We start from the raw sequence: 20,310 nt of genomic DNA, 5'->3' as shown, positions 1-20,310 counted from the left end.
TTCGTCATGCGACGAATCTTACATCAGCTCGACCCGCCGATTCTTGCCCAGTCTCTGCGCTCCGTACAGGCTACGAAGGACGCCGGGCCACGCTTGCTGAGCCGGATCGCAGCGCCGGCGCCGTAAGCGTAGCCCGGGTCGAGTGCAACGAAACCCGGGTTCCTTCAAGGGTCCCGGCCGTCGAGTTGAGAACGGCGCCCCGTCCTACACCGCCTGCACTTCGACCACGCCGGGCACGGCCTTGATGGCGCCGGCGATCTGGGGGGAGACTTTGTAGCGGCCTTTGAGCTTCACCTCGATCTCGGCGTCGGGCAGCAGCAGGACGATGGAGACGTCGCCGGCGGCGCTGCCGTCGCGGGAGGAGGGCTCGGCCGGGGCGGCGGCGCCGGGGCGGCCCGGGCCTTTCGTGCCGGCGCCGAAGCCACCGTTGCGGCCACCCGTTCCATGGCCGTTGCCGTTGCCGTTGCCAGCGCTCGCGCCGAAGACCCCTGCCCCGCCCGCCGGCTCCAGCCGCTTGGCTACGGCCTCGAGCGGCGCCTCGTCGCGCAGGAAGATGCGCAGGCCCGCCTGCAGTTTTGCCGCGGCGTCGTCCAGGGGCTCGACGGTCTGGATTCTGGCGCGCACCTCCTCGCCGTCGGCCTGGGCGGCGATGAAGAGGAGCACGGCCTTGCCGGGCTCCAGCAGGTCGCGGTACTGCGACAAGGCTTCGGCGAACAGGATCGCCTCGTAGTGGCCGGACGGGTCACTGAGGCCGATGATGCCCATCTTGCTGCCGGTCTTGGTCCGCCGCTCGGTGCGCGACACCACGGTGGCGGCCAGCCGCCCGGCGGTCGCGCCGGCCTTCACGCCGCGGCAGAAGTCGGCCCAGGTCTGCAGCCGCAGGCGCTTCAACAGATGCGCGTAATCATCCAGCGGATGGCCCGTGAGGAAGAATCCGATGGTGTCGTATTCGCGCTGCAGCTTTTCGGCCGGCATCCAGATCGGGGCCGGCGGGATTCTCAGCGGCTCGGGCGCAGAGGCGCCGCCGAACAGCTCGTTCTGGCCGCTCGCCACCGCCTCGTGGGTGCGCTGCGCCGTCGACAGCACAGCCTCGACGGCGGCAAACGCGCGGGCGCGGTCGGGCTCGATGCAATCGAACGCGCCGGCGGCGGCGAGGCTTTCCAGCACGCGCTTGTTGACCTGGCGGGGGTCGACCCGGCGGGCGAAGTCGGCGAGATCGCGGAACGGCGTCGCGCCGCGGGCCGTGACGATCGCCTCGACGGCCTGGCGGCCGATGCCCTTGATGGCGGCGAGGGCATAAAAGATCGTCTGGCCGTCGACGTCGAAATCGACACCCGACCTGTTCACCGACGGCGGCGCGATCTTGATGCCCAGCCGCTCCACCTCCGAGCGAAAATCGGACAGCTTGTCGGTGTTGCCCATGTCGAGCGTCATGGACGCCGCCAGAAACTCCACGGGATAGTTCGCCTTCAGATAGGCGGTCTGGTACGAGACCAGCGCGTAGGCGGCGGCGTGGCTCTTGTTGAAGCCGTAGTCGGCGAACTTCGCCAGCAGGTCGAAGATGAACTCGGCCTGCGCCGGCTCGACGCCGCGGTCGGTGGCGCCCTTGCAGAACAAGGCGCGCTGCTTGTCCATCTCGGAGCGGATCTTCTTGCCCATGGCGCGGCGCAGCAGGTCGGCGTCGCCGAGCGTGTAGCCGGCCAAGACCTGCGCGATCTGCATCACCTGCTCCTGATAGATGATGACGCCAAAGGTCTCGCGAAGAATCGGCTCCAGCTTGGGATGGATGTAATCGGGCCGCTCGTGGCCGTGCTTTCTGGCGCAGTAGGTCGGGATGTTGGCCATCGGGCCCGGCCGGTAGAGCGCGACCAGCGCGATGATGTCCTCGAAGCGGTCCGGCCGCATGTCGATCAGGGCGCGCCGCATGCCCTGGCTTTCCACCTGGAACACGCCGACCGTCTCGCCGCGCGCCAGCATGTCGTAGGTCTTGGCGTCGTCGATCGGAATATGCGCGAGGTCGATTTCTATCCCGCGCCGGGCCAACAGCTTCACGGCCGTGTCCAGCGTGGTGAGGGTTTTGAGGCCGAGGAAGTCGAACTTCACCAGGCCGGCCGGCTCCACCCACTTCATGTTGAACTGGGTGACGGGCATGTCGGACTTGGGATCGCGATAGAGCGGCACCAGCTCGTCGAGATTGCGGTCGCCGATGACGATGCCGGCCGCGTGCGTCGAGGCGTGGCGGTTCAGCCCCTCCAGCTTGGTCGCGATGGCGAAGGCGCGGCCGACCACCGGCTCGGTGTCGCGCGCCGCCTGCAGCTTCGGCTCGCCCTCGATCGCCTCGGTGAGCGTGACGGGCTTGGCCGGGTTCTGGGGGACCAGCTTGCACAGCTTGTCGACCTGCCCGTAGGGCATCTCCAGCACGCGCCCGACGTCGCGCAGCACGCCGCGGGCCTGCAGCGTGCCGAACGTGATGATCTGGGCGACATGGTCGCGGCCGTAGCGCGCTTGCACGTAGCGGATCACCTCGTCGCGGCGGAACTGGCAGAAGTCGATGTCGAAGTCCGGCATCGACACGCGCTCGGGATTGAGGAAGCGCTCGAACAGCAGCCCGAAGCGGATGGGGTCCAGATCCGTGATGGTCAGCGCCCAGGCGACCACCGAGCCGGCGCCGGAGCCGCGGCCCGGGCCGACCGGGATGCCATGGCGCTTCGCCCACTGGATGAAGTCCGACACGATGAGAAAGTAGCCGGGGAAGCCCATGCGAGCGATGATGCCGAGCTCGTAGGACAGGCGCTCGCGGTAGTCCTCCTCGGTGTGGCCGGGGGCGCAGCCGTGCGCCTTCAGCCGGGCCTCCAGGCCCTCGGCGGCGCGGGCCCGCACGGTGGCCTCCTCGTCCAGCGGCTCGCCGGTCTCGGTGGCGAAATGCGGCAGGATCGGTTTTCGGGTGCGCGGGCGATAGCTGCAGCGCCGCGCGATCTCCACGGTCGAGGCGAGGGCTTCCGGCAGGTCGGAAAACAGCGCCGCCATCTCGGCGCGGGTCTTGAAGCGGTGCTCCGAGGTGAGATGGCGCCGCTCGGCCTCGGCGAGCAGCCGCCCCTCGGCGATGCACAGGAGCGCGTCGTGCGCCTCGTAGTCGTCGACGGTGGCGAAGAACGGCTGGTTGGTGGCGACCAGCGGGATGCCCTGCGCATAGGCGAGGTCGATCAGGGCGCTTTCCGCCGCCCGCTCGGCCGTGGTGCCGTGACGCTGCAGCTCGATATAGAGCCGGCCGTCGAACAGCCGGGCGAGCGTCGCCAGGCGCGAGGAGACCAGCGGGGTCTGGCCGGCGACGATCGCCCGGTCGAGCGGCCCGTCCGGCCCGCCGGTGAGCGCGATCAGGCCGTCGCTGTGGCCCTCGAGCCAGTCGAGGGCGATGTGCGGCGCCTCGGTCGACGGCGTCTCCAGGAAGGCGCGCGAGTTGAGCCGCATCAGGTTGCGGTAGCCCTGCTCGCGGGCGGCGAGCAGCACCAGGCGCGGCAGCGTGCGGCCGTGCGGGCCGGTGCGCACCCCGCCCTGCTCCTGGTCGCCGAACTCGACCGCGAGCGAGATGCCGACGATCGGCTGGATGCCGTAGCCGGCGATCTTCTCGGAGAACTCCAGGGCGCCGAACAGGTTGTCGGTGTCGGTGAGCGCCATCGCCGGCTGCCGGTCGGCCTTGGCGAGGGTCGCCAGCTTGCCGATCGGCAGCGCCCCCTCGAGCAGCGAATAGGCCGAGTGGACGTGCAGATGGACGAAGCCCGGATCGGCGGTCGGGGTCGGCTTGGCAGTGGTCACGGGGGCTCTCGCGCGGCATCGGGCACCGCCGGAATCGGCGGCCGCCCAGCCCCTCACCATCGCGGACGCTCCCCCGGGCGTCCAGACCGCCCGGCGGGAACCTGCCGTCATCCACAAGCGCCGTCACCCGCGCCCGTTGCGCAGGTCATGCTCCGGGCCCCACCAGGAACGACCTCCGTCTGCCCTCACCGACCTCCCTGCCTCGGAGCTCGTCCACGATCGACCACCTGCGGCCGGCGCCTCACAGCACGGCGAGCAGCTTGGCCCAGACGACCAGGGTTCCGGCCAGCAAGCTCGCCGAGGTCAGGGCTCGCATCAGGTCGCTGGCTGCCGCGCGCATGGTCGCCTCCTCGATGGGGAAAGAACATGAAGAGAACAATAGTTCCTTCTATGTTCTCATGTCAACGCCCGTTGTCATCAATGTCCGGCCTTCTGGGCCAGTGCGGCGGATGATGAACAAAGCCGGAGGATTCCGCGGTCGAATTAATCGAACAGAAAACCGAAACCGCCATGGTATCGGCGATCGGACGACGACAGCGTCGGCCGCCGTCAGCGCATGGAGGCGCACATGGACGAGCGCCTGGAAGATCGGCGAAAGACCACGCGGGCCCGGGTGCTGAAATCCGGCCGGATCGCCGTCAGCGCCAAAGCGCCGAAGATCGAATGCGCGGTGCGCAATCTCTCCGACACGGGCGCCTGCCTGCAGGTTCATTCGGGGACGTTCGGAATTCCGCGCGAGTTCGAGCTGCAGCTCGACGGCGGGCTGCGCCATCCTTGCAAGGTGATGTGGCGCACCGAGAGCCGCCTAGGTGTCAGCTTCGATTGACGGTCGACCGGGCGCAACCAAGCCGGCTTTCCGAAAGATTGACCGGGATCAACGGGCCGTTCACGGTCTGTGCGGAAGGGGGCTGTAGGGCGCAATGAGCGCAGCGAATTGCGCCGGCCAGATTTTTTAGGGTGCAATTCGCTTCGCTCATTGCACCCTACTTCCGCCTACTCCAGCTCGATCACGCGCCCGTCCTTGAGGGTGACGCGGCGGTCCATGCGGGCCGCGATGTCGAGATTGTGGGTGGCGATCACGGCGGCGAGCCGCGAGGCGCGCACGAGCTGTGTCAATGCACGAAACACATGCTCGGAGGTCTTGGGATCGAGATTGCCGGTCGGCTCGTCGGCGAGCAGGAGGCGCGGCGCATTGGCGACCGCGCGGGCGATGGCGACGCGCTGCTGCTCGCCGCCCGACAGCTCCATCGGCCGATGGGTCAACCGTTCTTTCAGGCCCAGATAGGACAGGAGCTCGGCGGCCCGCTCCTCCGCGTTGCGGCGCGGCAGGCCGCGGATCATCTGCGGCAGCATGACGTTCTCGACCGCCGTGAACTCGCCGAGCAGATGGTGCGCCTGGTAGATGAAGCCGACGTCGTTGCGCCGGATGCGGGTGCGCTCGGTGTCGGACAGTCCCGATGTCGGCACGTCGTCGATGAACACCTCGCCCGAATCCTGGTGCTCCAGGAGGCCGGCGACGTGCAGCAGCGTCGACTTGCCGGCGCCCGAGGGGGCGATCAGCGCCACCATCTGGCCGGACCATACGGCGAGCTCGGCGCCCTTCAGCACGTCGAGCGTGACGTCGCCCTGCCGGTACTGCCGCTCGATCTGATGGAGGAAGACGACGGGGCTTTCGGTCGCGGCCATGGTTTGGGTGCTCGCCGGGCTACTCGTACCGGAGCGTCTCGACAGGGTCGAGCCGGGCCGCGCGCCATGAGGGATAGAGGGTCGCGAGCAACGACAGGCCGAGCGCCATCACCACCACGGCGAAGGTCTCGGCCACGTCCATCTCGGCCGGCAGGCGCGAGAGGAAATACAGCTCGCGCGGAAACAGGTCGGTCTGCGTGACCCAGGAGAGGAACTGCCGGATCGAGTCGATGTTGACGCACACCAGCGTGCCGAACAGGAAGCCGGTCAGCGTGCCGACCACGCCGATCGAGGCGCCGGTGATCAGGAAAATTCGCATGATGGCGCCCTGGCTCGCCCCCATGGTGCGCATGATGGCGATGTCGGAGCTCTTGTCCTTCACCAGCATGATCAGCCCGGAGACGATGTTGAGCGCGGCCACCAGCACGATCAGGGTGAGGATCAGGAACATGACGTTGCGCTCGACCTGCAGCGCGTTGAAGAAGGTCGCGTTGCGCTGGCGCCAGTCGATCATGTAGATGGGCCGCTGCGCCGCCTCGGCGACCAGCTTGCGGTAGCGATCGACCGCATCGGGATTGTTGGTGTAGACCTCGATGGCGGTGACGTCGTTCGACCGGTTGAAATAGGCCTGGGCCTCCGGCAGCGGCATGAACACGAAGGCGGCGTCGTATTCCGACATGCCGATCTCGAAGATCGCCGCCACCTTGTAGGGCTTTATCCGCGGCGTGGTGCCCATCGGCGTGACGGCGCCGCGCGGCGCCACCAGCGTGAGATTGTCGCCCACCTGCAGCGAGAGCTGGTCGGCGAGGCGCTTGCCGATCGCGATCCCCTGCCCCTGGTCGAATCCCTCGAGCGTGCCCTTCTTGATGTTCTTGGAGATCGAGGCGAGCTTGTCGAGGTCGCCGGCCCGCATGCCGCGCACCAGCACGCCATTGGCCGCGAAGGGCGACGAGGCGAGCGCCTGGCCCTCGACGATCGGGGCGGCGAGCCGGATGCCCGGCACGGCGGCGAGGCGCTGGGCCACCTGCTCGAAGTCGGTCAGCGGCGATTCGAGCGGCTGGATCAGCAGGTGGCCGTTGAGCCCGAGAATCTTGTCCAGAAGCTCGGTGCGAAACCCGTTCATCACCGCCATCACGATGATCAGCGTCGCCACCCCGAGCATGATGCCGACGAACGAGAAGCCGGCGATGACGGAGATGAATCCCTCCTTGCGCCGGGCCCGCAGATAGCGAAGCGACAGCATCCACTCGAAGGGCGCAAACGGCCTGGTCCCGGCGGCGGAGTCACTCATGACGATTCTCTCCACGCGGGATTACACCCGATTCTGGCGGATTAGCGAGATCGACGTGCAGGATCGCGGGCGTTACGCGCAAGTTTGATCCGCACGACCGATTTCATCCAATTCAGGCGGATTCGGGCCGGCGTGCTGGTGTTGTTTTCACCTCCCCCTGGAGAGGGGAGGTCGCCGAGCAACGCTCGGCGGGAGGGGGTGATCGGCGAAGCCGGCGTTTGCGGCCTCACCCCACCCCGAGCGCGTGCTGCGCACGCGCCCGACCCTCCCCCTCCAGGGGAGGGTGAAGCAAGGTCGCATCCCGGAATGACAAGAAAATTCACCCCCGCGGCGCCAGCTTGTCCAGCGCAGCAGCGGGCGACAGAAGCTCGCGCTCGCCGCCGGCGCGGCGCTTGAGCTCCACCTTGCCCTCCTTCAGGCCCTTGGGGCCGACCAGGATCTGCCAGGGGATGCCGATCAGGTCGGCGGCGGCGAACTTCGAGCCCGGCCGCTCGTCGAGGTCGTGATAGAGCACCTCGACGCCGCGCGCCGTGAGATCGCGATAGAGCTCGCCGGCGGCCGCATCGGTCGCCGCGTCGCCCTGCTTGAGGTTGAGGATCGCCACCTGGAAGGGCGCGACCGGCTCGGGCCAGATGATGCCGGCCTCGTCGTGCGAGGCCTCGATCAGGGCGGCGACCAGCCGGCTCGGACCGATGCCGTAGGAGCCCATGTGGACCGGCTTCTCGCTGCCGTCGGGGCCCGCCACCACGGCCTTCATGGGCGCCGAGTACTTGGTGCCGAAATAGAAGATGTGGCCGACCTCGATGCCGCGCGCCGACACGCGGTCGGCCTCGGGGATCGCCGAGAACGCGGCTTCGTCGTGCTTTTCCGAGGTCGCGGCGTAGAGCGAGGTCCACTTGTCGACGATCGTCTGGACGCCGCCGATGTCGTCGAAGTCGACGGTCGCGTCCGGCACCGGGAAGTCGAGATAGTCGCGGTGACAGAACACCTCGCTCTCGCCGGTCTGGGCCAGGATGATGAACTCGTGGCTGAGCTTGCCGCCGATCGGGCCGGTGTCGGCGACCATCGGGATCGAGCGCAGGCCGAGCCGCGTGAACGTGCGCAGATAGGCGACGAACATCTTGTTGTAGGCGTGCCGGGCACCCTCGTAGTCGAGGTCGAACGAATAGGCGTCCTTCATCAGGAACTCGCGCCCGCGCATCAGGCCGAATCGGGGTCGCACCTCGTCGCGGAACTTCCACTGCAGATGATAGAGGTTGAGGGGCAGATCCTTGTACGAACGGACATAGGCCCGGAAGATCTCGGTGATCATCTCCTCGTTGGTCGGGCCGTAGAGCATCTCCCGCTCGTGGCGGTCCTTGATGCGCAGCATTTCCTTGCCGTAGTCGTCGTAGCGGCCGCTCTCGCGCCACAGCTCGGCCGACTGGATGGTCGGCATCAGCATCTCGATGGCGCCGGCGCGGTCCTGCTCCTCCCGGATGATTCGGCAGACCTTGTTGAGAACCCGCAGTCCCAGCGGCAAAAACGCATAGATGCCGGCGGCTTCCTGCCGGATCATGCCGGCCCGCAGCAGCAGCCGGTGCGACACAATATCCGCTTCTTTTGGCGTCTCGCGCAGAATCGGCAGGAAGAATCGGGACAGGCGCATGTCGAAACTCCTCGGAGAATGGTGCAGAGAAACCGGATTAGCGTCGAAAATACAAGGGCGATCGAACAAATCTCGGCGGCGCGTACAATCCCTGCAATGGCGCTTCCGTTTCGCTAACCAACACACTCAGACGCGATGTTGCACTGCACGACTACCTGGATGACAAGCGAGATTCCATTCGCTAAGACATGAACGTCGCCCCTGACAACCGGGATTGAAACTTTCTTGCGTCGGGGGTGTGGTCCAGGTCTGTGGGAGGAAGAGCCAAACGGCGCGCTCGATCGCTGCCGCCTCGGAAAACAACATAGCGGGGAAATGGCAAAAAACTCGGAGTAGAAGGCAGGACGTCGTTCCTGCTTTTTTTTTGTCTTCGGGGAATCCCGTCAGAGGCTTGCGAAGCGCGGCTGGCATGAAGCCTAAGCAACTGCGTTATATATTGAATTATTGACTCCCCGGTCGCCGCGAAGCGTCACCGCGGAAACAACCCCCATAGGGTGCCGAACTTCTCGATGTCGACCAGGCCGTTGGCGTGGGCGCCCCAGAACAGACCGACCAGGACGGTGGTCACCAGCGTGGTCCAGCCGGCCTTGGCGAGCAGCGCGGGCGCAGACGGGGCGCCCGGGTCGGTGCCGGCCGGCACCTCGCCCTGCTCGTGTTGCGAGCGCACGCCGAACGGCAGCACCGCGAACAGCACGATCCACCAGGTCACGAAATAGATGGCCGCGAAGGTCGTCCAGGGCATGGGGGGTGGTGCCCTTGGTCATTCCGGGGCGCCGCGCAGCGGCGAACCCGGAATCCAGATACAGATGCTGAGCCCAATGCTGGGCTGGATTCCGGGTTCGCACCTTCGGTGCGCCCCGGAATGACGATTTACAGCCTCAGACCTGCTCGAGCTCGACCAGGGTGCCGTTGAAATCCTTGGGGTGCAGGAACAGCACCGGCTTGCCGTGGGCGCCGATCTTCGGGGTGCCGTCGCCGAGCACGCGGGCGCCGCCGGCCTTCAGCTTGTCGCGGGCCGCGATGAGGTCTTCGACCTCGTAGCAGATGTGGTGGATGCCGCCGTCCGGGCTCTTCTCCAGGAACTTGGCGATCGGCGAGTTGTCGCCGAGCGGATAGAGCAGCTCGACCTTGGTGTTGGGCAGCTTGATGAACACCACCGTGACGCCGTGCGCCGGCTGCGGCAGCGGCTCGGACACCTCGGCGCCCATCGTGTCGCGATAGAGCTTGATGGCCTTGTCCAGATCGCCCACGGCGATCGCCACGTGGTTGAGGCGTCCGATCATGACAGTCCCCTCTCGGTGCTCGTGCTTCGAGTGTTGGTGCTTCGATGCTGGCGCCGCGGACCGTCCGCGGCGGCCGATACCGGCTCCTTTATACCGTCAAGATGTGGACCAGACACAGGGGCTTCTTGCCCCAGGAGGCCGCAATGCCGCCCCGCACTGCACGCCGGACTGCCTCGGCGACGCTGTCCGGATCGCGCCGCCGCGCCCGCGGCAAATGCTCGACCGTTTCGGCCACGGTTTCCATGACGATCTCGGCGAAGCTGCGGCCCTTGGCGTTGGTCTCCGGGATGCCGATCAGCGCGATCTCGGGATCCGCGGCCATGACGCCGGTCTCGTCGAGCGCCACCGCGACCGACACGACCCCGACAAAGGCGAGCCGCTTGCGGTCGGCGACCGTGCGGGCCTCCGCCTCGATGATCAGGTTGCCGTCCTTGTAGAGACGACCCTGCGGCACCTCGTCGACGATGCCGGGCGGGCCCGGGGCGATCCGCACCAGGTCGCCGTCGCGGCAGCCGACCACGTCCGGCACGCCGAGCTTCCGCGCCAGCGCGGCGTGCTCGGCGAGGTGCAGCGGCTCGCCGTGCACCGGGATCATCACGCGCGGCTTCACCCAGCCGAACAGCTCGGTGAGCTCCTCGCGCCGCGGGTGGCCGGAGACATGCACCAGATGGGTGCGCTCGGTGATCACCTCGACGCCCTGCCCGATCAGGCCGTTGATCACCCGGTTCACGACCTTCTCGTTGCCCGGGATGGTGCGCGACGAGAAGATCACCCGGTCGCCCTTGGTGAGGCCGATCTCCGGATGGGCATCGGCGGCGATGCGGGCGAGGGCAGCGCGCGGCTCGCCCTGGCTGCCGGTGCACAGGCACACCACCTTGTCGCGCGGCAGGTAGCCGTAGGTCTGGGCCGAGCGGAAATCCGCGATGCCGTCGAGATAGCCGGTCTCGCGCGCCACCTGGCTGATGCGCTCCATGGCGCGGCCGACCACCACGACCTCGCGGCCGCAGGCGTACGCCGCCTCGGCGACGCTGCGGACCCGCGCCACATGCGACGCGAAGGTGGTGACGGCGACGCGCTGCGGCGCCTCGGCGATCAGCTTCGCCAGCGTCGCGGCAACCTCGGTTTCCGACGGCGACCGGCCCTCGCGCACCGCATTGGTCGAATCGCCGACCAGCGCCAGGCAACCCTCGGCGCCGAGCGCGCGCAGCCGCGCCTCGTCGGTCGCCGGGCCGACCACCGGGGTCGGGTCGAGCTTCCAGTCGCCGGTGTGGAGCACCTTGCCGAGCGGCGTCTTGATGATCAGGGCGTTCGATTCGGGGATCGAGTGCGACATCGAGACGAACTCGACCTCGAACGGCCCGAGCTTGATGGTGCCGCCGAGCGGCACCACGTTGATCGGAATCTCCGGGGCGCCCGGCTCCGCCTCGCGCTTCGCCTCGAACAGCGCCGCCGTGAACGGCGTCGCGTAGATCGGCATCTTGATGCGCGGCCACAGGTCGATGATCGCGCCGAAATGGTCCTCGTGCCCGTGGGTGAGGATCAGGCCGAGCAGATTCTTGCGCTCCTGCAGGAGGAAGCGGATGTCGGGCATCACCAGGTCGACGCCCGGCAGGTCCTCGCCGCCGCCGAAGGAGACGCCGAGATCGACCGCGATCCAGGACTTCTTGCGCTCCCGCCCATAGCCGTAGACGGACAGGTTCATGCCGATCTCGCCGACCCCGCCGAGCGGGGCGAAGACGAGTTCGTCGGCTTTCTGGATCATGGGTGTCGCCGGTTCGAGGAAGGGGCCGGATCCGGTCGCGCCAGCGGGAAGACGTCGCCGGCCGCGATCCTGTGGACCCCCTCGGCTCCGGTAATTAGCAGATTCCCGTGCTCGTCGATGGTTTCGAAGAGCCCGGTCGTCTCGGTCTCCTCGAAACGGACCTTCAGGGGCGTGCCGGGCGCCGGCCCGCGGGCCAGCCAGGCGGCCCGGATGCCGGGGAAGCCGAGGCTGCGCTCCCACTCCGCCAGCCGGGCCTGCATGGCCCCGGACAGCGCCGAAAACATCGCAGCGGCCGAGACATCGGCGCCCTCGGCGAGAAGGTCCGTCGCCGGATAGAGGGTATCGTCGGGGTGGTGGCGGCAGTCGATGCCGATGCCGACCACCACGGTGAGGCCGTGGCGGGTCTCGCCCTCGACCAGGATGCCGGCGAGCTTCTTCCCGCCGCACAGGAGGTCGTTGGGCCATTTCAGGGTGAGCCGGGCGGCGACGGCCGGGGCGACGGCCGCGACGGCGTCGTGGACCGCCAGCGCCGCCACGAAGGAGATCTGCGAGGCCTGCGGGATCGGCGCCGGGTCGGCGAGCAGCAGGCTCGCATGGAGGTTGCCGGACTCGGACGCCCAGACGCGGCCGCGACGCCCCCGGCCCGCCGTCTGGCGTTCCGCCGTGATCCACAGCGGCCCGTGCTCGCCTTCCAGGGCACGCCGCAGCGCCTCGGCATTGGTCGAGTCGAGCGTGTCGAAGGCGACGTGGGCGACGCCGGCGGCCTGCGCGGCGGGGTGGAGGGCAATCGGACGGGAGATGTCGGGAGGATCGGTCATCACGCTCGAACCCGCCGAGCGTGGAGCCCCCCCCCTCCCCGACCCTCCCCCACAAGGGGGGAGGGAGCCGGCTGCGAATTGCCGCAGCTCAATGAGCAAACCGATTGCTGCGGATCCCGAGAGGACAAGGCGGCGGCTCTTTCGTTCCCTCCCCCTTGTGGGGGAGGGTCAGGGAGGGGGGGTGAGCCCCGCCCGACGAGGATCGGGCCAACTCCCCAGGATCGGCTCAGAACAGCGACTTGGCGGCCGTCGATGCGGCGTCCACCAGGGGCGCCGGCCAGACGAAGAACAGCAGCACGAACAGCCCGGTGACGGCGAGCACCACGCCGAGCTCGCCGCGCATCGGCACGAAGGCCGGCGCCGGCTCGTCGAAATACATCACCTTGACGATGGCGAGATAGTAGTAGGCGCCCACCACGCTGGTCACCACGCCGATGACGGCGAGCGCGTAGAGCCCGGCGTTCACGGCGGCGAGGAAGACGTAGAACTTGGCGAAGAAGCCGGCGAGCGGCGGGATGCCGGCGAGCGAGAACATCAGCATCGCCAGCAGGAAGGCGACACCCGGCTTGGTGCGGGCGAGCCCGGCGAGATCGGCGATGTTCTCGACCGGCCCCTCCTCTCGCTTCATGGCGATGATGCAGGCGAAGGTGCCGAGCGTCATGGCGACGTAGATGGTCATGTAGATCATCACGCCCTGCACGCCCTCGACCGTGCCGGAGGCGAGCCCGATCAACGCGAAGCCCATGTGGCCGATCGACGAGTAGGCCATCAGCCGCTTGATGTTGGTCTGGCCGATGGCGGCGAAAGAGCCGAGCGTCATCGAGGCGATCGAGACGAAGACGACGATCTGCTGCCACTGCACCCCGACGGTAGGGAAGGCCGTGGTGGCGACCCGCACGAACACCGCCATGGCGGCGACCTTCGGAGCGGCGGCGAAGAAGGCCGTGATCGGGGTCGGCGCGCCCTCGTAGACGTCGGGCGTCCACATGTGGAACGGCACCGCCGAGATCTTGAAGCACAGGCCGGCGAGCAGGAAGACGAGCCCGAAGGTGAGGCCGATGCCGCCCGCCGCGGCGCCCTGGGCGATGCCGGCGAACGTGACCGTCCCGGTCGAGCCGTAGACCAGCGAGGCGCCGTACAGGAGCATGCCGGAGGAGAGCGCGCCGAGGACGAAATATTTGAGGCCCGCCTCGGTCGACTTGAGCCGGTCGCGGTCGATGGCGGCGACCACATAGAGCGACAGGCTCATCAGCTCGAGGCCGAGATAGAGCGCGATCAGGTCGCCGGCCGAGATCAGCATCAGCATGCCGGTGGTCGAGAGCACGATCAGCACCGGATACTCGAAGCGCGCCCGATCCGGCGTCGACAGGAACTCGCTCGACATCACCACGGCGACGGCCGAGCCGACCAGCACCAGGAGCTTGAAGAAGCGCGCGAAGGGATCGAGCACGAAGCTGCCGCCGAAGGTGGTCGACGTCTCGCTCGGCATGACGGCGACGACGACGCCGGCGGCGATCAGCAGCATCACGGCGAAGCCCGCGACCGCGCCGGTCGACTGGTTGCCCCGGAAGGCGCCCATCAGGATCAGCACCATGGCCCCGACGGCGAGGATGATCTCCGGCATCGCGGGGAACAGGGCGGGAAGCTCGGCTGCGTGGTTCATCGGGATGCCGTGGTTAGCCTTGAGCGGAGACGGATCGGACGACGGAACGGCGAGACGTCACTTCGGCACGGACGACCGCTCGAGCGCGAACGCCTTCGGCGTCGCGAGCGCGTCGTGATAATTCTGCACCAGCGCCGTCACCGAGGCCGCCGACATGTCGAGCACCGGCTTGGGATAGACGCCGAACCAGATGGTGAGCACGAGGAGCGGCGCGAAGATCAGGATCTCGCGCGGCTCGACGTCGCGGATGGCGGCGAGCGACGGCTTGTCCAGCACGCCGAGCACCACCTTGCGGTAGAGCCACAGCGCGTAGCACGCCGACAAGATGATGCCGAAGGAGGCGAAGAACGCCACCCAGGTGTTGACCCGGAACGTCCCCATCAGGGTGAGGAACTCGCCGATGAAGCCGGAGGTGCCCGGCAGGCCGACATTGGCGAGCGTGAAGATCATGAAGATGGTCGCGTAGACCGGCATGCGGTTGACGAGGCCGCCATAGGCGGCGATCTCGCGGGTGTGCATGCGGTCGTAGATGACGCCGACGCAGAGGAACAGCGCGCCCGAGACGATGCCGTGCGAGATCATCTGGAAGACGCTGCCGGCGACCCCCTGGGTGTTGCCGGCGAAGATGCCCATCGTGACGAAGCCCATATGGGCGACCGACGAGTAGGCGATCAGCTTCTTGACGTCCTCCTGCATCAGCGCGACCAGCGACGTGTAGATGATCGCCACCACGGAAAGGACGAACACCATCGGGGCGAAATACTCCGAGGCGTCCGGGAACATCGGCAGCGAGAAGCGCAGGAAGCCGTAACCGCCCATCTTCAGCAGCACGGCCGCCAGGATCACCGAGCCGGCGGTCGGTGCCTCGACATGCGCGTCGGGAAGCCAAGTGTGGACCGGCCACATCGGCATCTTGACCGCGAAGGAGGCGAAGAAGGCGAGCCACGCCCAGGTCTGCAGGTTGCGCGGGAAGTCGTGGTCGAGAAGCGTCGGGATGTCGGTCGTGCCGGCCTCGCCGTACATCGCCATGATGGCGAGCAGCATCAGCACCGAGCCGAGCAGCGTGTAGAGGAAGAACTTGAAGCTGGCATAGACCCGGCGCGGACCGCCCCACACGCCGATGATCAGGAACATCGGGATCAGGCCGCCCTCGAAGAACAGGTAGAACACGACGACGTCGAGCGCCGCGAACGTGCCCGTCATCATGGTCTCGAGCACCAGGAAGGCGATCATGTACTCCTTGACGCGGCGCTGGATCGGCTTCCAACTCGCCAGGATGCACAGCGGCATCAAGGCGGTCGTCAGGATCACGAAGGGCAGCGAGATGCCGTCGACGCCGACGTGATACTTGATGGTGCCGGCGAGCCAGGGCTGCTGCTCGACGAACTGGAACTCGGCCGAGCCGGGATCGAAGCGCCACACCATCACCAGCGAGACCGCGAAGGTGATGACCGTGGTCCACAGCGCGATCCAACGCGCATTGCTCTTCACCGCCTCGTCCTCGGTGCGCAGCATCATGATGAGCAGCGCGCCGACGAGCGGCAGGAAGACCGTGACGGACAGGACGGGCCAGCTCGCCATCACTTCAGTCCTCCGAGCATGAACCACGTGACGAACGCGGCGACGCCGATCAGCATCGCGAACGCGTAATGGTAGAGATAGCCGGTCTGCAGCCGGATGACGTTGCGGGTGACGTCGACCACCCGGGCCGAGATGCCGTCCGGCCCCAGCCCGTCGATGACGGTGCCGTCGCCCTGCTTCCACAGGGTGCGGCCGAGCCACATCGCCGGACGCACGAAGATGCGGTCGTAGAGCTCGTCGAAGTACCACTTGTTGAGCAGGAACTGGTAGACGGGCCACAGCGCCTTGGCGAGCGCGCGCGGAATCTTCGGATTGCGCAGGTAGAACAGCCAGGCGACCGCAAAGCCGCCGACCATCATGACGGTCGGCACATACGAGATCGCCTCCGGGATGTGGTGCATCTCGTCGAGGATGCCGGAGACGACCAGCGAGCCGCGGAAGAACTCCTTGGCGCCGTGCCCGACGAAGGCGTCGAGGAACGGCAGGCCGGCCAGGAAGGAGCCGACTGCCAGCGCCCCGAGCGGGATCAGCATGGCGAGCGGGCTCTCGTGCGCCTGCTCGTAGTGCTTCTGGTCGTGAGGCCGGCCATGGAAGGTCTTGAACACCAGGCGCCACGAGTAGAAGGCGGTCAGGCCGGCGGCGACCACGGTGCAGACGAAGGCATAGAGCGCCATCGGATTGTGGCCGGCGTGGTCGCTGGCGAAGGCGGCCTCGATGATGGCGTCCTTGGAGAAGTAGCCGGCCGTGAGCGGGAAGCCGGTGAGCGCCAGGGTGCCGATCACCATCGTGTAATAGGTGAACGGGATGCGGTGGCGCAGGCCGCCCATCTGGCGGATGTCCTGCTCGTGATGCATCGCGACGATCACGGAGCCGCAACCGAGGAACAGGAGCGCCTTGAAGAAGGCATGGGTGAACAGGTGGTACATGCCGACCGAGTAGGCCCCCACCCCCATGGCGACGAACATGTAACCGAGCTGCGAGCAGGTCGAGTAGGCGACGATGCGCTTGATGTCGTTCTGGACGAGGCCGATCGTGGCGGCGAACAGCGCCGTGGTGGCGCCGATGAAGGTGACGAAGGCGAGCGCCGTCGGGGAGAGCTCGAACAGCGGCGACAGGCGCGCCACCATGAAGACGCCGGCCGTCACCATGGTGGCGGCGTGGATGAGGGCGGAGACCGGGGTCGGGCCCTCCATGGCGTCGGGCAGCCAGGTGTGCAGCAGGAACTGCGCCGACTTGCCCATGGCACCCATGAACAAGAGCAGGCAGATCACCGTCAGGGTGTCGAGGTCCCAGCTCAGGAAATGCATGGTCTTGCCGGTGAGCGACGGCGCCTGGGCGAATATGGTGTCGAAGTCGACCGCCCCGGTCGCCACGAACACCCCGAAGATGCCGAGCAGGAAGCCGAAGTCGCCGACCCGGTTGACCACGAAGGCCTTGATGGCGGCGGCGTTGGCGGAGGGCTTCTTGTACCAGAAGCCGATCAGCAGGTAGCTGGCGAGGCCGACGCCCTCCCAGCCGAAGAAGAGCTGCACCAGGTTGTCGGCCGTCACCAGCATCAGCATGGCGAAGGTGAACAGCGACAGGTAGCCGAAGAAGCGCGGCCGGTCGGGATCGTCGACCATGTAGCCGATCGAGTAGAGGTGAACGAGCGCCGACACCGTGGTGACGACCACCAGCATGACCGCGGTCAGGCTGTCGATGCGCAGCGCCCAGTCGACCTTGAGGTCGCCCGAGAAGATGAAGGGCGCGATCGCCTCGCGCACCTCCTGGCCGCCGAAGCCGATGCGGGCGAAGGCGATCCAGGACAGCGCCATGGAGACGAACAGCAGCGTGGTGGTGATCACCTCGGCGGGGCGCGAGCCCGGCGCCGCCGGCTCGCTCGCATGGTGGTGATCGTCGTGCGGGGCATGAACCGCCGCGTGGCCGGCGTGCGGCTCGGCGTGGGCGTGGTCGTCGCCGGGCTCGGGATAGCCGCCGGGATGGAGCGTGCGGGCGCCGACGATCGCGATCGCGGCAGCGATCACGAAGCCCAGCAGAGGCAGGAAGACGATGGCTTGGTACATCGCGCCGCTCAGCCCTTCATGAGGTTGATGTCCTCGACCGCGATCGAGCCGCGATTGCGGAAGAACACGACCAGGATGGCGAGCCCGATGGCCGCCTCGGCCGCCGCGACCGTGAGGATGATCAGGGCGAAGACCTGACCCACCAGGTCGCCCAGATGGGTCGAGAAGGCCACCATGTTGATGTTGACGGCGAGCAGGATCAGCTCGACCGACATCAGGATGATGATGACGTTCTTGCGGTTGAGGAAGATGCCGAAGATCCCGATGGTGAACAGGATCGCGGCGACCGCGAGATAATGGCCGAGGCCGATGGTCATCGGTTCATTCCCCTCACAGCCCCTGCCCCGGCCGGACGTTCCGGAGCTCGATGATGGCCTCTTTCCGGCGGGCGAGCTGGTCGGAGATCACCTGCCGGCGGACGCCCGGCTTGTGGCGCAGCGTCAGCACGATGGCGCCGATCATCGAGACCAGCAGCACCAGCCCGGCCGCCTGGAAGAAGTAGACATAGCGGGTGTAGAGCACGAGGCCGAGCGCCTGGGCATTGCTCACCCCGGTCGGGATCGGCAGCGCCACGGTCTTCTGCACCCCGGGTCCGATCACCCAGGCGCCGGTCACCAGCAGCAGCTCGACCAGCAGAACCAGGCCGATCAGCGTGCCGACCGGCAGATACTGCATGGCGCCGTGGCGGAGCTGGACGAAGTCGACGTCCAGCATCATCACGACGAACAGGAACAGCACCGCGACGGCGCCGACATAGACGACCACCAGGATCATCGCCAGGAACTCGGCGCCCATCAGAATGAACAGGCCGGCCGCGTTGACGAAGGCGAGGATCAGGAACAGCACCGAATGGACCGGGTTTCGCGACGCCACCACCATCAGGGCGGAGGCGACGCAGACGCCGGCGAAGAGATAGAAGAACAGCGCGGGGATCATGGGGTCGCCCTTTTGGCGGGGCACGGGTTTGAACTTGCGATGAAGCGCTCCCTTTCCCCGGGCACGGCGCGCTCCCTCCCCCCTTGTGGGGGAGGGTTGGGGTGGGGGGTAGCCACGAACGCAGGCGCATGCGGCGCACCCCCCTCCCTGTCCCTCCCCCACAAGGGGGGAGGGAACGACGGCGAGAGGCCCGTCACATCAATCCGAGCAGTTGCAACTTCGAGCCCGCTCATCACACTCACCGATACGGCGCGTCGAGCGCCATGCTTTGGGCGATCTCGCGTTCCCAGCGGTCGCCGTTCGCGAGCAGGCGATCCTTGTCGTAGTAGAGCTCCTCGCGCGTCTCGGTGGCGAACTCGAAGTTCGGTCCCTCGACGATGGCGTCGACCGGGCACGCCTCCTGGCAGTAGCCGCAATAGATGCACTTGACCATGTCGATGTCGTAGCGGGTGGTGCGTCGCGTGCCGTCGTTGCGGCGCGGCCCCGCCTCGATCGTGATGGCCTGGGCCGGGCAGATCGCCTCGCACAGCTTGCAGGCGATGCAGCGCTCCTCGCCGTTCGGATAGCGGCGCAGCACGTGCTCGCCGCGGAAGCGCGGCGAGATCGGGTTCTTCTCGAACGGATAGTTGATGGTGGGCTTCGGCTTGAAGAAATAGCGCATCGACAGGCCGATGGCCTGCACGAACTCCCACAGGAACAGCGATTTCGCGGCCTGGTCTAACCTCATCGGGGGATCCTCACTTCGCCGCCAGCCCGGAATATTGCAGCACGCCCGCCACGACCACCACCATCAGCAGCGAGATCGGCAGGAACACCTTCCAGCCGAGCCGCATGAGCTGGTCGTAGCGGTAGCGCGGCACGAACGCCTTCACCAAGGCGAACATGAAGAAGACGAGCAGCACCTTGAGGGAGAACCAGATCACGCCCGGCACCCAGGTGAAGGGCGGGTATGGGATCGGCGACAGCCAGCCGCCCAGGAACAGGATGGTGGTCATGGCGCACATGGTGGTGATGGCCACGTACTCGCCCAGCATGAACAGCACGTAGGGCGTCGAGCCGTATTCCACCATGAAGCCGGCGACCAGCTCGGACTCGGCCTCGACCAGGTCGAAGGGCGGTCGGTTGGTCTCGGCCAGCGCCGAGACGAAGAAGATGATGAACATCGGGAACAGGGGCAGCCAGTACCAGCCGAGCAGGCCCCACTGGGTGTCCTGCGCCTTGACGATGGCCGACAGGTTCAGCGAGCCGACGCACAGCAGCACCGTGATGATGACGAAGCCGATCGAGACCTCGTAGGACACCATCTGGGCGGCCGAGCGCAGCGACGACAGGAAGGCGTATTTCGAGTTCGACGCCCAGCCGGCCATGATGATGCCGTACACGCTGAGCGACGAGATCGCGAAGATGTACAGGATGCCGACATTGATGTCGGCGACCACCCAGCCGTCGGCGACCGGCACCACGGCCCAGGCGGAGAGCGCCAGCACGCAGGTGACGATCGGCGCCAGGATGAAGATGCCCTTGTTGGCGCCGTCCGGGATGATCGGCTCCTTGAGGGCGAATTTCAGCATGTCGGCGAAGGACTGCAGCAGCCCCCATGGACCGACCACGTTGGGGCCGCGGCGGATCTGCACGGCCGCCCAGATTTTTCGGTCGGCATAGAGGATGTAGGCGATCGCCGTCATCAGGATGAGCAGCATCGCCATGCTCTCGATGACGATGAGCAGCAGCGGCCAGAGATAGTTGGTCCAAAGCTCGGCCATCGG

At 67.3% G+C, this 20,310-nt stretch carries 16 protein-coding genes; 1 reads left to right on the top strand and 15 read right to left on the bottom strand.

Going from position 1 to position 20,310, the window contains the following annotated elements; all coding sequences use genetic code 11:
* Positions 1–204: 204 nt before the first annotated feature.
* A complete protein-coding gene (dnaE, locus tag HXX10_RS20880; RefSeq protein ID WP_296524872.1) occupies positions 205–3,813 on the bottom strand; it encodes a DNA polymerase III subunit alpha in 3,609 nt (1,202 codons plus the stop codon).
* A 568-nt stretch (positions 3,814–4,381) separates the two neighbouring features.
* On the opposite strand from dnaE, the gene HXX10_RS20875 reads away from it, so the two are divergent.
* Positions 4,382–4,639 (top strand): PilZ domain-containing protein, encoded by a 258-nt coding sequence (locus HXX10_RS20875; protein ID WP_296524869.1) that lies wholly within the window; start codon positions 4,382–4,384, stop codon positions 4,637–4,639.
* Between the two features lie 167 nt (positions 4,640–4,806).
* Here HXX10_RS20875 and HXX10_RS20870 read toward each other — a convergent pair whose 3' ends face one another.
* The 14 genes from HXX10_RS20870 to nuoH form a co-directional block, all read right to left on the bottom strand.
* Positions 4,807–5,499 carry an ABC transporter ATP-binding protein gene (locus HXX10_RS20870; protein WP_296524866.1) on the bottom strand — a complete coding sequence of 231 codons (693 nt, stop codon included), beginning with the start codon at positions 5,497–5,499 and terminating at the stop codon, positions 4,807–4,809.
* 19 nt (positions 5,500–5,518) lie between these two features.
* On the bottom strand, positions 5,519–6,790 hold the full coding sequence (locus HXX10_RS20865) for a lipoprotein-releasing ABC transporter permease subunit (protein ID WP_296524865.1): 1,272 nt from the start codon (positions 6,788–6,790) through the stop codon (positions 5,519–5,521).
* 319 nt (positions 6,791–7,109) lie between these two features.
* Positions 7,110–8,438 carry a proline--tRNA ligase gene (proS, locus tag HXX10_RS20860; RefSeq protein WP_296524863.1) on the bottom strand — a complete coding sequence of 443 codons (1,329 nt, stop codon included), beginning with the start codon at positions 8,436–8,438 and terminating at the stop codon, positions 7,110–7,112.
* 469 nt (positions 8,439–8,907) lie between these two features.
* Positions 8,908–9,180 carry a DUF1467 family protein gene (locus HXX10_RS20855; protein WP_296524861.1) on the bottom strand — a complete coding sequence of 91 codons (273 nt, stop codon included), beginning with the start codon at positions 9,178–9,180 and terminating at the stop codon, positions 8,908–8,910.
* Between the two features lie 136 nt (positions 9,181–9,316).
* Positions 9,317–9,721 (bottom strand): methylmalonyl-CoA epimerase, encoded by a 405-nt coding sequence (mce, locus tag HXX10_RS20850; RefSeq protein ID WP_296524859.1) that lies wholly within the window; start codon positions 9,719–9,721, stop codon positions 9,317–9,319.
* A gap of 88 nt (positions 9,722–9,809) precedes the next feature.
* Positions 9,810–11,480 carry a ribonuclease J gene (locus HXX10_RS20845; protein WP_296524878.1) on the bottom strand — a complete coding sequence of 557 codons (1,671 nt, stop codon included), beginning with the start codon at positions 11,478–11,480 and terminating at the stop codon, positions 9,810–9,812.
* On the bottom strand, positions 11,480–12,301 hold the full coding sequence (locus HXX10_RS20840) for a biotin--[acetyl-CoA-carboxylase] ligase (protein WP_296524858.1): 822 nt from the start codon (positions 12,299–12,301) through the stop codon (positions 11,480–11,482). The genes HXX10_RS20845 and HXX10_RS20840 overlap by 1 nt, the downstream gene beginning before the upstream one ends.
* Before the next feature lie 226 nt (positions 12,302–12,527).
* Complete coding sequence (gene nuoN / locus HXX10_RS20835) at positions 12,528–13,964, bottom strand: NADH-quinone oxidoreductase subunit NuoN (protein WP_296524856.1); 1,437 nt, start codon at positions 13,962–13,964, stop codon at positions 12,528–12,530.
* 57 nt (positions 13,965–14,021) lie between these two features.
* A complete protein-coding gene (locus tag HXX10_RS20830; RefSeq protein ID WP_296524854.1) occupies positions 14,022–15,545 on the bottom strand; it encodes an NADH-quinone oxidoreductase subunit M in 1,524 nt (507 codons plus the stop codon).
* On the bottom strand, positions 15,545–17,608 hold the full coding sequence (gene nuoL, locus HXX10_RS20825; RefSeq protein WP_296524852.1) for an NADH-quinone oxidoreductase subunit L: 2,064 nt from the start codon (positions 17,606–17,608) through the stop codon (positions 15,545–15,547). Before nuoL ends, HXX10_RS20830 begins: the two co-directional genes overlap by 1 nt.
* An 8-nt stretch (positions 17,609–17,616) precedes the next feature.
* Entirely contained in the window at positions 17,617–17,925 is a 309-nt protein-coding gene (nuoK, locus tag HXX10_RS20820; protein WP_296524849.1) for an NADH-quinone oxidoreductase subunit NuoK, read from the bottom strand.
* 13 nt (positions 17,926–17,938) lie between these two features.
* Positions 17,939–18,544 (bottom strand): NADH-quinone oxidoreductase subunit J, encoded by a 606-nt coding sequence (locus tag HXX10_RS20815; RefSeq protein WP_296524847.1) that lies wholly within the window; start codon positions 18,542–18,544, stop codon positions 17,939–17,941.
* Positions 18,545–18,782: 238 nt separating this feature from the next.
* Entirely contained in the window at positions 18,783–19,271 is a 489-nt protein-coding gene (nuoI, locus tag HXX10_RS20810) for an NADH-quinone oxidoreductase subunit NuoI (RefSeq protein WP_296524845.1), read from the bottom strand.
* Positions 19,272–19,281: 10 nt separating this feature from the next.
* Complete coding sequence (gene nuoH / locus HXX10_RS20805; protein WP_296524843.1) at positions 19,282–20,307, bottom strand: NADH-quinone oxidoreductase subunit NuoH; 1,026 nt, start codon at positions 20,305–20,307, stop codon at positions 19,282–19,284.
* Positions 20,308–20,310: the final 3 nt, after the last annotated feature.

This window comes from Rhodoplanes sp., from assembly GCF_013377085.1.
Lineage (GTDB): Bacteria > Pseudomonadota > Alphaproteobacteria > Rhizobiales > Xanthobacteraceae > Rhodoplanes.
This window is presented reverse-complemented; position numbering and strand designations above follow the sequence as displayed.